General features: G+C 63.4%; 9 protein-coding genes and 1 pseudogene. 5 read left to right on the top strand and 5 right to left on the bottom strand.

Features of this window, described 5'->3' with window-relative positions; genetic code table 11:
* Positions 1–213: 213 nt before the first annotated feature.
* The 4 genes from RSO67_RS20285 to RSO67_RS20270 all read right to left on the bottom strand — a co-directional run bounded on the left by RSO67_RS20285 (position 214) and on the right by RSO67_RS20270 (position 6,121).
* Positions 214–2,430, bottom strand: coding sequence for a 3-hydroxyacyl-CoA dehydrogenase NAD-binding domain-containing protein (locus RSO67_RS20285; RefSeq protein WP_315840318.1), 2,217 nt, complete (start codon positions 2,428–2,430; stop codon positions 214–216).
* Positions 2,431–2,442: 12 nt separating this feature from the next.
* Positions 2,443–3,651, bottom strand: a complete 1,209-nt coding sequence (locus RSO67_RS20280) for an acetyl-CoA C-acetyltransferase (protein ID WP_315840317.1) — start codon at positions 3,649–3,651, stop codon at positions 2,443–2,445.
* A gap of 194 nt (positions 3,652–3,845) precedes the next feature.
* The gene (locus tag RSO67_RS20275) at positions 3,846–5,636 is read right to left on the bottom strand and encodes an acyl-CoA dehydrogenase C-terminal domain-containing protein (protein ID WP_315840316.1); all 1,791 of its coding nucleotides are present in this window, start codon (positions 5,634–5,636) and stop codon (positions 3,846–3,848) included.
* A 98-nt stretch (positions 5,637–5,734) separates the two neighbouring features.
* The gene (locus RSO67_RS20270; RefSeq protein WP_120288154.1) at positions 5,735–6,121 is read right to left on the bottom strand and encodes a nuclear transport factor 2 family protein; all 387 of its coding nucleotides are present in this window, start codon (positions 6,119–6,121) and stop codon (positions 5,735–5,737) included.
* Between the two features lie 113 nt (positions 6,122–6,234).
* On the opposite strand from RSO67_RS20270, the gene RSO67_RS20265 reads away from it, so the two are divergent.
* From RSO67_RS20265 to RSO67_RS20245, 5 genes and pseudogenes are all read left to right on the top strand, one after another.
* On the top strand, positions 6,235–6,786 hold the full coding sequence (locus RSO67_RS20265) for a TetR/AcrR family transcriptional regulator (protein WP_315840315.1): 552 nt from the start codon (positions 6,235–6,237) through the stop codon (positions 6,784–6,786).
* A gap of 227 nt (positions 6,787–7,013) precedes the next feature.
* Positions 7,014–10,421 (top strand): hypothetical protein, encoded by a 3,408-nt coding sequence (locus RSO67_RS20260; RefSeq protein WP_315840314.1) that lies wholly within the window; start codon positions 7,014–7,016, stop codon positions 10,419–10,421.
* Between the two features lie 115 nt (positions 10,422–10,536).
* Complete coding sequence (locus RSO67_RS20255; RefSeq protein ID WP_315840313.1) at positions 10,537–11,352, top strand: hypothetical protein; 816 nt, start codon at positions 10,537–10,539, stop codon at positions 11,350–11,352.
* A gap of 215 nt (positions 11,353–11,567) precedes the next feature.
* A pseudogene (locus RSO67_RS20250) lies at positions 11,568–12,498 on the top strand (sulfite exporter TauE/SafE family protein).
* The gene (locus RSO67_RS20245) at positions 12,495–13,268 is read left to right on the top strand and encodes a TIGR02186 family protein (protein WP_315840312.1); all 774 of its coding nucleotides are present in this window, start codon (positions 12,495–12,497) and stop codon (positions 13,266–13,268) included. The pseudogene RSO67_RS20250 and the gene RSO67_RS20245 overlap by 4 nt, the downstream one beginning before the upstream one ends.
* Positions 13,269–13,395: 127 nt before the next feature.
* Here the strand turns inward: RSO67_RS20245 and RSO67_RS20240 are convergent, their stop codons facing one another.
* Positions 13,396–14,703 (bottom strand): divalent metal cation transporter, encoded by a 1,308-nt coding sequence (locus RSO67_RS20240; RefSeq protein ID WP_315840311.1) that lies wholly within the window; start codon positions 14,701–14,703, stop codon positions 13,396–13,398.
* Positions 14,704–14,733 lie beyond the last annotated feature (30 nt).

Here is a 14,733-nt window from a genome sequence, read left to right as displayed (position 1 = left end):
TGATCCGGCCCTTTTTCTTTGTTGCTTGTCTTCCCCTCTCCCCCAGCGCAGCGAAGCTGCGCGCCGCGGGAGAGGGTGCCTGAGCGTAGCGAAGGCGGGAGAGGGCTCTTGCTCCAAGCGAAGAGCCCCCTCTCCCGTCTCGACCGCTCCGCGGTCGATCCACCCTCTCCCACCAGCCGCGGCTGCGCCGCGTCCGGGGGCGAGGGGAAAGACCTAAGCCGCCGCCAGCTTCTTCGGCGGGAAGCGGCCGTAGAAGGTCTCGCCCTTGGCGGCCATCTCTTCGAGCAGCTTCGGCGGCGTGAAGCGCGAGCCGTATTTGGCTTCAAGCTTGTGACAGAGCTCGACGAACTTCTTGGTGCCCATGAAGTCGATATAGCTCAGCGTACCGCCGGTGAACGGCGCGAAGCCGAAGCCCAGGATCGAGCCGACATCGGCTTCGCGCGGATCGACGATAACGTGATCCTCGACGGTACGCGCGGCTTCTACCGCCTGCACCACCAGGAAGCGCTGTTTCAGCTCCTCGACATCGAGCGTATCGGGATCGATCGGTTTCGGCAGCAGCGGAGCGATGCCCTTCCAGAGCGCTTTCGATCCCTTGCCCTTCGGCGGATACTCATAAAAGCCCTTGCCGTTCTTGCGACCGAAGCGCTCCTGCTTCTCGACCATCTCGACGATCAGCTTCTTCTGCGCCTGATCGACCGCCTGCGAGCCCAAATCGGCTTCGGTGGCCTTCATGATCTTCAGCACGAGATCGAGCGCGATCTCGTCCGACAGCGACAGCGGCCCGACCGGCATGCCGGCCATCTTGGCGGTGTTCTCGATCATCGCCGGTGGCACGCCTTCGAGCAGCATTTCAAGACCTTCGGCCGTGAACCGCAGCACGCAGCGATTGGCGAAGAAGCCGCGGGAGTCATTGACGACGATGGGCGTCTTGCCGATAACGCGGACGTAATCCAGCGCGGTGGCGAGCGCGACATCGCCGGTGTTCTTGCCGACAATGATCTCCACCAGCATCATCTTCTCGACCGGCGAGAAGAAGTGGATGCCGATGAACTTGGACTGATCGGCGAATTCCTCGGCGAGCGAGTTGATCGGCAGCGTCGAGGTGTTCGACGCGATGATCGCGCCTTCCTTCAGCAGCGGCTGCACCTTCTTGTAGATCTCGGCCTTGACCGCGCGATCCTCGAACACGGCCTCGATAACGAGGTCGCAGTCCTTGATCACATCGAAATCGGCAGTCGCGGTGATCTTCGCCATCAAGGCGGTCTTGTCCGCCTCCTTGGCGCGGCCCTTCGCGATCAGGCCATCGATGGCTGCGATGCAATGACTGAGCCCCTTGTCGGCACTGGCCTGATCGCGATCGATCAGCACCACGTCCATGCCGCCGCGTGCGGAGACGAAGCCGACTGACGCGCCCATGAAGCCGGCGCCGATGACGGCGAGCTTCTTGACCTTGGTCGGCGGCACGTTCTGCGGACGACGCGCACCCTTGTTGAGCTCCTGCATCGACAGGAACAGGCTGCGGATCATCGCCGCCGCTTCCTTGGTCTGCAGGATATGCGCGAACTGACGGGACTCGACGCGGAGCGCCGCATCCATCGGCAGTTGCAGGCCTTCATAGACGCACTGCATGATGGCGCGAGCCGCCGGATAATTGTCGAAGGTCTCGCGGCGATAGATGGCGTTGCCAGCGGGGAACATCATCATGCCCTGCTTGGAATAAACGGGGCCGCCGGGCAGCTTGAAGCCCTTCTCGTCCCAGGGCGCGACGGGTTTGCCGCCAGCCTTGATCCACTCTTTCGCAGTCGTGATGAGATCGGCTGATGGCACCACCGCGCCGACGATGCCCATTGCCTTGGCCTTGACGAGATTGATCGCGTCGCCCTTCAGCAGCATCTGCATGGTGTCCTGCGGCTGCAGCATGCGCGCGAGGCGCTGCGTGCCGCCGCCACCGGGGAACAGGCCGACCTTGATTTCAGGCAAGCCTAGACGCGTCTTCGGATTTTCAGCCGCAACGCGATAGTGGCAGGCCAGCGTCAGTTCGAACGCGCCGCCGAGCGCAAGGCCGTTGATGGCCGCGACCCACGGCTTGCCCGATGTTTCGATCTTGCGCAGCGTCAGCGACAGCTTGCGGCTCTCGTCGAACAGCATCTGCTGCGCGGCTTCCTCGCCCTTGGCTGCCTTGGTCTCGGCGAACACCTTGCCCATGCCTTCCAGCATCGACAGATCGGCACCGGCCGAGAAAGCTTCCTTGCCGGAGGTGATGACGACGCCCTTCACGGCGGCATCCGCAGTCGTCTGGTCGACGATGGCCCCGAGTTCCTCGATGGTCGCTACGTCGAGCACGTTCATCGAACGGCCGGAAATATCCCAGGTGACGAGGGCGATGCCGTCGGCGTCGGTCTCAACCTTGAAATTCTTGAAGGTCATGTTGGCCGCTCCTTACACGCGTTCGATGATGGTGGCGGTGCCCATGCCGCCGCCGATGCAGAGGGTGACGAGGGCCGTCGATTTGTTGGTACGCTCGAGTTCGTCCAGCACGGTGCCAAGGATCATCGCGCCGGTGGCGCCGAGCGGATGGCCCATGGCGATGGCGCCGCCGCAGACATTGATCTTCTCATTGTCGATATCGAAGGCCTGGATAAAGCGCAGCACCACCGAGGCGAAGGCTTCGTTGAGCTCGAACAGATCGATGTCCGACAGCTTCATGCCGGAACGCTCCAGCACTTTCTTGGTGACGTCCACCGGACCGGTGAGCATCATCGCCGGCTCGGAGCCGATATTGGCGAAGGCGCGAATTTTCGCGCGCGGCTTGAGACCCGCCTTCTTGCCGGCCGCCTCGCTGCCGAGGAGCACGGCGCCAGCGCCATCGACGATACCCGACGAGTTGCCGGCGTGATGGACGTAGTTGACGCCTTCGATTTCCGGATGCGACTGGATCGCCACAGCATCGAAGCCGCCCATCTGCGCCATCGTCACGAAGGACGGCTGCAGCGCGGCCAGCGACTGCATCGTGGTGGACGGGCGCATGTGCTCGTCCTTGGCCAGAATGGTGAGGCCGTTGATGTCCTTCACCGGAATGACCGAGTTCTTGAAGCGACCTTCATCCCACGCCTTGACAGCGCGCTGCTGGCTCTGCACGGCGTAAGCATCAACATCGTCACGCGAAAAACCGTACTTGGTTGCGATCAGATCGGCCGACACGCCCTGGGGCATGAAATAGGCGGGAACGGCGATCGACGGATCGACCGGCCATGCGCCACCGGCAGCACCGATACCGACGCGGCTCATGGATTCAGCGCCGCCGCCGATGGTCATTTCATGCTGGCCCGACATCACCTGTGCCGCCGCAAAGTTCACGGCATCAAGGCCGGAAGCGCAGAAGCGGTTGATCTGGATGCCCGGCACGTCATTGCCGTAGCCGGCCGACAGCGCAGCCATGCGTGCGATGTCGCCGCCGGCCTCGCCGACCGGATCGACCACGCCGAGGATGACGTCATCGATGGTGCCCGGCTGCAGGTTGTTGCGCTCCTTCAGCGCCTTCAGCGGCGCGGTGGCGAGCGCCAGCGCGGTCACCTCATGCAGCGAGCCATCGGCCTTGCCGCGGCCGCGCGGCGTGCGAACGTGATCGTAGATATATGCCTCGGGCATGGTGTCTCCCTCAGAGTGGTCGTGTTGTTCGAATTTCCAGAACGCTGTCATCGCCCGGCTTGACCGGGCGATCCAGTAAACTCCGACGTCCGCGTTTTATCCGTGGACTCTGTGTTTACTGGATCCCCGCTCCGCGCGCACCTCCGGTGCGCTAGGCGGGGATGACAGTTTGAGTATGTGGCAGCAGCAAGATCTCAGAACGCTTCCGCAGGAAGCTCCATCGTCGTCGCGCTTCCGGTCTGGATGCGGGCGAGATGGAGTGCGGTTTCGGGCAACATCCGCTCCATGAAGAAGCGGCCGGTGACCAGCTTGGTCGTCAGATAGGGTGTTGCGCCTTCGGCGGCAATCTTGTCCTGCGCGACCTTCGCCATCTTCGCCCACATATAGGCGAAGGCGGTGAGGCCGAACAGCTGCATGTAATCGGTGGCACCGGCGCCGGCATTGTCGGGCTTCATCATGGCGTTGTTCATCAGCCACATGGTCGCCTGCTGCAGATGACCGAGCGCGTTCGAGAGCGGATCGAGGTAAGGCTTCATGGCCTCGTCGCCACCATGCTCCTTGGCGAAGGCTGCGACCTCGCCGAAGAATGCCATCGCGGCACGGCCACCGTCGCGCGGCAGCTTGCGGCCGACCAGATCCAGCGCCTGAATGCCGTTGGCGCCTTCATAGATCATGGCGATGCGCGCATCGCGGACGAACTGCTCCATGCCCCATTCGGCGATATAGCCGTGACCGCCGAACATCTGCTGCGCGGACACCGCATTGGCGAAACCGCCATCAGTGAGCACACCCTTCAGCACGGGGGTCATCAGGCCCATGTGGTCGTCAGCGGCCTGACGCTCCTTCGGATCGTCGGAGCGATGCGCGACATCGCTCTTCAACGCGGTCCACACCACCATGGCGCGGGCAGCTTCGTTGAAAGCGCGGATGGTGAGCAGCGTGCGGCGCACGTCGGGATGTACCATGATCGAATCGGCCGGCTTGTCCGGCGACTTCGGACCGGTCAGCGAGCGCCCCTGCAAGCGGTCCTTCGCATAGGCGACCGCATTCTGATAGGCGACTTCCGACTGCGCGAGGCCCTGCACGGCAACGCCGAGACGGGCTTCATTCATCATCACGAACATGCCCTGCATGCCCTTGTTCTCTTCGCCGATCAGCCAGCCGGTGGCGCCGTCATAATTCATCACGCAGGTGGAATTGCCGTGGATGCCCATCTTGTGCTCGATCGAGCCGCACATCACGCCGTTGCGTGCGCCGATCGATCCATCGGCATTGACCAGGAACTTCGGCACGACGAACAGCGACACGCCCTTGATGCCGGCTGGTGCGCCCTCGATGCGGGCCAGCACGAGGTGGATGATATTGTCGGCAAGGTCGTGCTCACCGGCCGAGATGAAGATCTTGGTGCCGGAAATCTTGTAGCTGCCGTCCGCCTGCGGCGCGGCCTTGGTGCGCAAAAGACCCAGATCCGTGCCGCAATGCGGCTCGGTGAGGTTCATGGTGCCGGTCCATTCGCCGGCGACCATCTTCGGCAGGAACATCGACTTCTGCTCGGGCTTGCCGTGCACGATGAGTGCTGCGGTCGCACCCATGGTGAGGCCACCATACATCGAGAACGCCATATTGGCGGAGATCTGGAATTCGGCGACGGTCTGCGACAGCGTCACCGGCAGGCCCTGGCCACCGAATTCAGCGGGAGCCGAGAGGCCGAGCCAGCCGCCTTCGGCGACCTGCTTGTACGCTTCCTTGAAGCCTTTCGGCGTGGTCACGCTGCCGTCGTCGTTGCGCTTGCAGCCTTCGAGATCGCCGACGCGATTCAGCGGCTGCAGCACTTCTTCGCTGAGCTTGGCGGCTTCGCCCAGAATCGCCTCGCGCACATCGGCGGACGCGTCAGCAAAGCCGGGCAGATTGTTGTAGCGATCGAACTGAAACACGTCGTTGAGCAGGAAGCCGACGTCTTCGAGCGGGGCTTTGTAGCTGGGCATGGAATTCTCTCGGTTTGAATTCGATTGATCGGATGATACGGCGCCGCCGTGTCAGATTTACGCAATTGTTATCGGAGATGAAGCAAGCAGCTGGCGGCTCATTGCCGCGCCAATTCCTCGCCCATCAACCGGTGCAACAGGTTGATGGCCTTGAGCGGCCTGACCATCACCTTGAAGTGGGTAATGCGTCCATCATCGGCGAAGGTGATCATGTCGACGCCATTGATCTTGATGCCTTCGATCTCGTTCTCGAATTCGAGCACCGCGCCGTTGTCGCTGCGCCATTCGCCTTTGTAAGCGAAGCCGGGGCCACCCAGCACTTTCTCTGCAGTCGTCAGATACTTGAACACGATCTCACGGCCACGCTGCGGCGCATGCACGACCGGGCTTTCGAACACGGCATCCGGATGCAGCAGGTCCCACAGCATCGCCCGGTCATGAGACCGCATGAAGCTGTACCATCTATCGAGGCCGCTCACGCTCATCGGCTCTCCCTCCCGCATCGGGCACTGTTCGGCCAGCGCCGCTCCATACACTTCTGCATGGACGTTAACGCCAGAGCGTGGATTTCGTCAATACACATGTGTATGGTCGAGGGATGGATGACCAACTGACCAAAGACCGCCTGACCCGTTCGGCCTGGCTCGATCACGGGCTGAGGATCCTCGCGCGGCAGGGCGCCGACGCGCTGAAGGTCGGCGCGCTGGCCACCGGACTGAACGTCTCACGCGGCAGTTTCTATTGGCATTTCAAGGATATATCGGAGTTTCGGCTGCAGCTTCTGCAGCGTTGGCAGGAGCGGACGACCGATCAGGTGATCGAGGGGATCGATACGTCGATCGTGGGCGCCGCACGCCTGACCCATCTGATGAAGCTCGCTTTCAACGAAGACCGCAGCCTGGACCGTGCCATCCGCGCCATGGCCTCGACTGACGCAGACGTCGCCAAAATGGTCGCCTCGGTCGATGCCAGACGCGTTGGTTATATGGCGAAATGGCTGATCGAGGCCGGGGTGGAAAGCCAGCGGGCGCTGCCCCGTGCCGAATTTCTTTACTGGGCCTATATCGGCCAGTCCGCCGTCATGGACCCGCGCCACAGCGCCATCACCGAACTGGATGTCGACGATTTGAGTGCGCTGTTTACGCGCTGACGCCAAAGCCAGAGACATCCGATCCTACCTGCAAATCGGCGCAAGTGTATCAGCGAGTTAACTTTTAAGGCCCGCTCGGCCCGATCCTTAACCCGTTATTTACCCTAACCCTGAAAAGTCCGGATCAGAGGCAGACGACCCGCGCACGTTACGATTGTCTTCACAATGGGACGCGCGGGGGACGCTGCAGGCGCTGGTGGGCGTCAAGCTCGGAACCGGACCAAAGCATGAATTCGCGCGTATCGTGGAGTGTTGACGGGATTGAGCCATCGGTTCGCGAGCGGGCCGAAGCCGCGGCGCGCCGTGCCGGGATGTCGCTGGGCGACTGGCTGAACTCGACCATCGGCGAAGCTCCCCCGCGCTATAACTCGCCCAACGCACGCCCGCGCGACCAGGAACGCCCCCTCACCCCGCGTGCGGCCCTGCCGCAGCGCGACGCTGCCGATGTCGTCGAAATCCACGAACGGCTCGATGCCATTGCCCGGCAGATCGAACTGTTCTCGAAGCCTGCACAGCGCAACAGCGAGCCCGGCGTTGCGCGCCAGCTCAATGATGCGATTTCACGGCTCGACGCGCGCTTGTCGCAAATCAGTGAACCCACATATCGCCCCGCGCCGACACAGCAGCAGCCACGCATCGATATGGTCGAGCGCGCCGCCAATCAGGTCTATAGCGCCTCGCCGCCGATCGATCCGTTCTCGCTGGACTTCGCCATCGCCGAGATTGCCGCCCGCCAGGGCGAACTCGACGGTACGCCGCGGATGGCCCCGCGAAATGCGCCGCCGATTGCACCGTCATTTGTACAGCCGCCTTACGCACAACCTGCCGCGCCGCCGCAGAGCTTCATGCCGGATATGTCCGGCCTGGAGCGGCAGCTGTTCCAGATCACGACCAAGATCGATGCGCTGCAGCGCCCGGACAACAATATCGAGCAGTCGATCGCGGCCTTCCGCAGCGAGCTTGCCGAGATCCGCAACGTCATCACCGAAGCGATGCCGCGCCGCGCCATCGAGTCGATCGAGAACGAGATCCGTGAACTCGGCCGCCGCATCGACGACAACCGCCACAGCGGCATCGACGGCGACGTACTGGCCAATCTCGAACGCGCACTGGCCGACATCCACAAGACGTTGACCACGCTGACGCCAGCCGAACAGCTCGCCGGCTTCGACGAGGCGATCCGCAATCTCGGCGGCAAGATCGACTTGATCGTGCGCTCGAGCAACGATCCCGGCACCATGGAACAGCTGCAGGGCGCGATCGCCGCGCTGCGCGCCATCGTGTCCAACGTCGCCTCCAACGAAGCGCTCGGCCGTCTCAGCGACGACCTGCAGACGCTGTCGTCGAAGGTCGATCAGCTTGCACGCGCCGACAACAGCGATTCCTTTGCCGCGCTTGAGGCGCGCATCATGACGCTGACGGCAGCGCTGGAAAATCGCGAGCGCCCGGCTGTCATGGCGAGCTCCGATCATCTGGAAACCGCATTGCGGACGCTGTCCGAGCGTCTCGACCATATGCCGGTGGGCAATGACTCGTCGTCGGCCTTCGCGCATCTCGAACAGCGCGTCTCCTATCTGCTCGAGCGGATGGAGAGCATCACGGATACGCGCGGCAACAATCTCGGCCGCGTCGAGGACGGGCTGCAGGACATCCTGCGCCATCTCGAACGCCAGCAGTCGATGTTCGCCGCGCTGGACAATCCCCGCAGCAAAGCGCCGTCGGTCGATCCTGGCCTGGTCGATACGATCAAGCGCGAGTTGTCCGATATGCGCTTCAGCCAGTCGGAAACCGACCGTCATACGCAGGATTCGCTTGAGGTGGTGCACTCCACGCTCGGCCATGTGGTCGATCGCCTCGCAAGGATCGAGGGCGATCTGCGCGCGGTCAGCGCCGCGCCTGCCAAGCAATCAGCGCCCGTTGCAACACCCGCTCCGCCCCCGCGCCCGGCGACCGCACCAGATGTTTCGGTGCCGGCTCCGCCGCGTCCGCAGATGCCCAATCCGGTGAAGCCACAGGCTGCGCCGTCGCAGGTCGAGGTGCGTCCGCCGCAGGTTCATTTCGATGCGGCGCCGCGCGACTTCGCCGCGACTGCGATCTCGCACGAGCCGGCATCGGCCTTCCCGATGCCGAAGGCGATCAGCGACATTCTCGATCCTCCGCCCGCGCCAAAGCCAGTCGCGCAGTCTTCATCCGCTGCAGAGCGTCCGTCGCCGCGCCCGATGGTTGACCCGGCGCTGCCGCCGGATCATCCGCTCGAACCCGGCACGCGTCCGCAGGGTCGCGGCGCATCGCCATCCGAACGCATCGCCGCGTCGGAAGACGCGATCAGCGAAATCGCCGTCGATGCGCCCCAACAGGCCACCGCGTCGAGTTTCATTGCTGCCGCGCGCCGCGCCGCACAGGCTGCCGCCGCAACCGGCAACGACAAGTCCAGGTCTGACAAATCCAGGACCGACAAATCGAAGGCCACCAGATCCGGGCCGCAGCTCGCCGATAGCGAAAAGTCATCCTCCACGATCGGCTCGAAGATCCGCTCGCTGCTGGTCGGCGCCAGCGTGGTCGTGATCGTGCTCGGCTCGTTCAAGATGGCGATGACGCTGCTGGACAGCGGCTCGCCCGCGCCGGTGGCCGAGAATATTCACTCGTCACCGCCGCTGCAGCTGAACGCGCCCGAGCCGGCCGAAATCCAGAGCAAGCCTGCCGCACCCGCGCAGGCAACGCCGTCGATGACATCGCCGACCCCGATCGGCAAGCAGTCGCTGATCGCACCGCCGCCCGCCGCTGTCGAGCCTGCGCCGCAGCCGGTGCCGCAGGCCGCGCCCGTGCCATATGTGTCACCCGATGTAACCGGCAGCATTGCCGCGCCGCAGGCCAGTGCTACCGGGCCGGTACTGCCGTCGAGCGGTCAGAAGATCACCACGGCCTCGATCCCCGCCGGCGAGCGCCTGCCCGAGACGATCGGCAGCACCGCGTTGCGCAACGCTGCGCTCAAGGGCGACGCCTCTGCCGCGTTCGAAATCGGCGTCCGCTATGCCGAAGGCAAGGGCGTGGCGCAGAACTACGACGAAGCCGCCAAGTGGTATGACCGCGCGGCGCAGGCCAATGTCGTGCCGGCCATGTTCCGCCTGGGCGCGCTGTTCGAGAAGGGCCTTGGCGCGAAGAAGGATCTCGACGTCGCCCGCCGCTACTACGTGCTCGCCGCCGACCGTGGTAACGCCAAGGCGATGCACAATCTCGCCGTGCTCGATGCCGATGGCGGCACCAAGGGCGCCAACTACAAGAGCGCGTCGTACTGGTTCCGCAAGGCTGCCGATCGCGGCGTGGCCGACAGCCAGTTCAATCTCGGCATTCTCTATGCCCGCGGCATCGGCGTCGAACAGAACCTCGCCGAGAGCTTCAAGTGGTTCAGCCTCGCCGCCGCCCAGGGCGACGTCGATGCCGGCCGCAAGCGCGACGACATCGCCAAGCGCCTCGATCCGCAGTCGCTGGCCGCGGCCAGGCTGGCGGTCCAGACTTTCGCGCCGGAAGGCCAGCCCGATGACGCCATTAACGTGGCGACGCCCGCGGGCGGTTGGGATGCCACGCCGGCACAGGCCGGGGCGAAAGCATCGATGGGCAAACGGGCCGCGCGCTAGGCCAGATTTCTGGACCGCCGGATCGAACCGGTGGTCTTATTTCCTCAACAAACCTTCAGCAGACTTGCCGCAGTGACGTGCGCGCCGAGCCGGACTGAACAACGAGGAAACTGGTTTGTCTTTTCGAAATGACGACACATCGGGGGACGCGGAACGCCCATCAGGGATCCCTACGGTCAACCCCTGGGCCGCACGTCCCGCCGAGCCGCCTGCCCCATCGCAGCCCCCGCCGCGCGAGGCACCGCGCAGCAAATGGTTCAACTGGCCCTCGGTCGCATTCGCGGTCGTGATATTCGGCGGTATCGGTGCGCAGGCCTATCAGGAGCTCTCCAAACCCGAAGCCTGGGCCTATTGGAAAGACCTCTATGTCTCGCCGAGCATGTCGTCTTCGGAGGTCGGAAGTCTCGATCCGGACAATTCAGGCCGTGGCCGCCCGGCGCTGGCGATCACGGGCGAGATCGGCCCGGCCACTGCGAGCTGGTTTCGCGAAAAGCTCGATGAAGCCAAACTCACGCCCGGCGATACCGTGCTGCTGTCGTCTCCCGGCGGAAATGTCGGCCAGGCCATCATCATGGGCGAGATCATCCGCGCGCGCGGGCTGACCACCGCCGTGGGCACGGTAGATTCGGCGGGCCGGATCAAACCGTCCTATTGCGCCAGCGCCTGCGTGATGACCTATGCCGGCGGCAAGGCCCGCATCGGCGTCGAGGGCTCAAAGCTGGGTGTTCACCGCTTTGTGTCGCCCAAGCCAGGGGCAGATCCTGTCGCGTCCGCGCAGCGCACCATGGGCTATGTGCTGAGCTACATGACCAAGATGGGCGTGGCCTCGTCGGTCGTGGAAGCCATGTCAGCCACCGAGAAAATCCGCTGGCTCGGCACCAGCGAGGCTGCCGCCATGAACCTCGTCACCGATCCGGCCAGGAAGTCGTGACGCCGCCGGCCTGCGCCTGGCCCAACAAAATTTACCACCTTGAAAGGTGCATCATCGGTAGAGGCGGAAAACCGCGCCTTTACCGAATTCTTTAATCCCATCAACGGACGATATCGTCTAAGACGAGGAAGCGGCTCGCAATCCGCGCCGCCTCCAGAACCACGCCATGAGCGGTTTCGGCCCAACTCAGGGCCAGAATTCCGAAGCGAACGCGCGTGCAACTGTATCTCCCGATCGCTGACATTCCGATCAATGTGTTGCTCATCCTGGCGATGGGCGCTGCAGTCGGCTTCGTCTCCGGCATGTTCGGGATCGGCGGCGGCTTCCTGATGACACCGCTGCTGATTTTCGTCGGCATCGCCCCCGCGGTGTCGGTCGCGTCAGTGGCAAGCCACATTGCAGCCTCGTCTTTCTCCGGCGCTCTGTCCTACTGGCGACGCCGCGCCATCGATCCCGCGCTTGCGAGCGTCCTTCTAACCGGCGGCGTGGTGGGCACGGCGCTCGGCGTGTGGGCATTCACGCAGCTGCGCAATCTCGGCCAGCTCGACCTCACCATCTCGCTGTCCTATGTGATCCTGCTCACCGCCGTCGGCAGCTTGATGTTCTGGGAGGGCTTGCGCGCGCTGCTGCGCATCCGGCGCGGTGATCCCGTGAACTTGCGCCGGTCCGGCAGCCACAGTTGGGTTCACGGCCTGCCGCTGAAGATGCGGTTCAAGCGCTCCAAGATCTATCTCTCGGTAATCCCGGTGATCGCCGTCGGCCTCCTGATCGGCTTCATCGGCGCCGTGATGGGCATCGGCGGCAGCTTTATCCTGATCCCGATCCTGATCTACTGGCTGCGCATTCCGACTTCGACGGTTATCGGCACATCCATGGTGCTGACGCTGGTCACCATGGTGATCGCGACATTGCTGCACGCCGTCACCAATCATCTGGTCGATGCGGTGCTGGCCCTCATCCTGATGGTCGGCGGCGTCACCGGCGCACAATTCGGCGCCCGCGCCGGGCAGAAGATCTCGCGGCGAGCATTTGCGCCTGCTGCTGGGCCTTCTGATCCTGGCGGTCGGCGTCCGCTTCGCCGTGGAACTGGTCATTCGCCCCGCGGATCTGTTCACGATCCGCGAGACCGGAGGCGTCGCTCCATGATACGCGCGCTCCCGATCATCGCCGCACTCGGCATCGGAATGCTCGCCCCGGCCCGCGCCGAGCAACTGATCGTCTCGGTGTCGAACCATCGCGTGACCGTAACGCCGAATTATGCCGGCGAGGAACTGGTGCTGTTCGGCGCTGTCGAGAAAGACGACAAGACACCGCCCGGCCGCAACAACTACAATCTCGTCGTCACCGTCAACGGACCGCGCACCGACCTCACGACCCGGCGCAAGGAACGTCGCTTCGGCATCTGGATCAACACGGATTCGCGCCAGTTCCTGCAGGTGCCCTCCTATCTCGCCGTGTTTTCCAACCGTCCTATGGACGCCATCGCGCCTGCCGACATTCAGCGCCGCCAGCAACTCGGAATCAACAACGTCCTGCTGACCCAGCGCGTCGGCACCGACTATGCCGACGTCGTGGCCACAGACCCGTTCCGGAGCGCCTTTGTGCGACTGCGCAAGGAACATGGACTGTATCGCGAGGAAACCTCAGCGGTCACATTCCTGACACCGACACTGTTCCGAACCAGCATTCCGCTGCCTGCCGAGGTGCCCATCGGAACCTACGATGTCGAGATCAAACTGTTCGCCGACGGTGCGCTGATCTCGAAAGCCGAGACGGCGTTCGATATCGTCAAGGTCGGCTTCGAGCAGTTCGTCGCCAATGCCGCGCGCAATCACGGTTTCATCTACGGGCTGCTCACCGCCGCGATGGCGCTGATGTCCGGCTGGGCCGCGTCGATCGTGTTCAGGCGGGATTAAACTCTACTCTGACCGCCGTCATTGCGAGGAGCCCTTGCGACGAAGCAATCCAGTCTTCCTTCGCTTGTGGCATTCTGGATTGCCGCGTCGCTTCGCTCCTCGCAATGACGGTTGAGGATTCTGCGCGCTACAAAAATATCCCCACCACCATCGCCACCACACTGACGGCCATTGCTGCCGTCGACAGCCAACCGAGCCAGTGCAGCGGCCCCTTGATCACAAAATCGCCCATCACATCCTTGCGGCGCGACATCACCATCAGCAGCACCATCACCGGTACGGCGAGCACACCGTTGATGACCGCGCTCCAGTACAGCGCCGAGATCGGGTTGATCGAGGTGAAATTCAGCGCGATCCCGATCACGGCGGACAGTGCCAGCACCGAGTAGAACGCCACGGCTTCGCGCGGTTTACGATCAAGACCGACCAGCCAACGTTGGCCCTCGCCCACGGCATAGGCAGTGGAGCCCGCAAGCACCGGGATCGCCAGCAGACCGGTGCCGACGATGCCCAGCGCAAATATCCACTCCGCGAATACTCCAGCGATCGGACGCAAGGCTTCAGCCGCCTGCGCCGAGGTCTCGATATCCGTCTTGCCGGAAGCATTGAGTGTGGCCGCAGCCGTGATGATGATCGACAGCGCGATCAGGTTCGAAAATGCCATGCCGACGATCGTGTCGGCCCGAATGCGCGAAAACTCCATCGCGGCACCAATCGGCCTCTCGATCAACGGAGCCTTGTGGGGATCGATACGTTCGTCCTCCGCCTCCTGCGAGGCCTGCCAGAAGAACAGATATGGCGAAATCGTCGTCCCGAGAATGGCGACTATGGTGGTGAGATACGAGCCACTCCAGGTGATTTGCGGCAGCAGGATGCCTGTGAGAGCCGCGCTCCAGTCGACCTTCACTACCGCAAGCGCGGCGACATAGGAGAACAGGCAGAGCGTCAGCCATTTCAGCACCGAAACATAGCGCTTGTAGTCAAAGAAGATTTGCGCGCCGACCGAGAGCGCGCCGAACAGAACGACATAGATGATGCCGTGACCTCCAACGAGCAGCTTGGTGGCATCGGCCATGGCGCCGAGATCGGCCGCGATGTTGATCGTGTTGGCGATGAACAGCAGCGACACGATGAGATGCAGCAGCGACGCCGGATAGTGCCGGCAGACATTTCCGGAAATACCACGACCGGTCACGCTACCGACACGACCGGAAATTTCCTGGATCGCGACCATCAGCGGGAAGGTCAGCAGCATGGTCCAGCCGATGCCGTAACCAAGTTGTGCCCCGGCCTGACTATAGGTGCCGATGCCGGAAGGATCGTCGTCGGAAGCGCCGGTGATCAGACCAGGACCAAGCCGTTTCAGAAAGCCTTTCGGACCAGCAGCTTCTTCCTCCTGATCATCAGGCTTCTTCTCGCTGGACTGGTCCGACATCTGATCCCTGCCATCTCACCGCTCGGCAAC

The sequence above is a fragment of the Tardiphaga sp. 709 genome (assembly GCF_032401055.1).
Taxonomy (GTDB): Bacteria; Pseudomonadota; Alphaproteobacteria; order Rhizobiales; family Xanthobacteraceae; genus Tardiphaga.
Note: the sequence above shows the minus strand (reverse complement) of the source record. Positions and strands in the feature narration are given on the sequence as shown.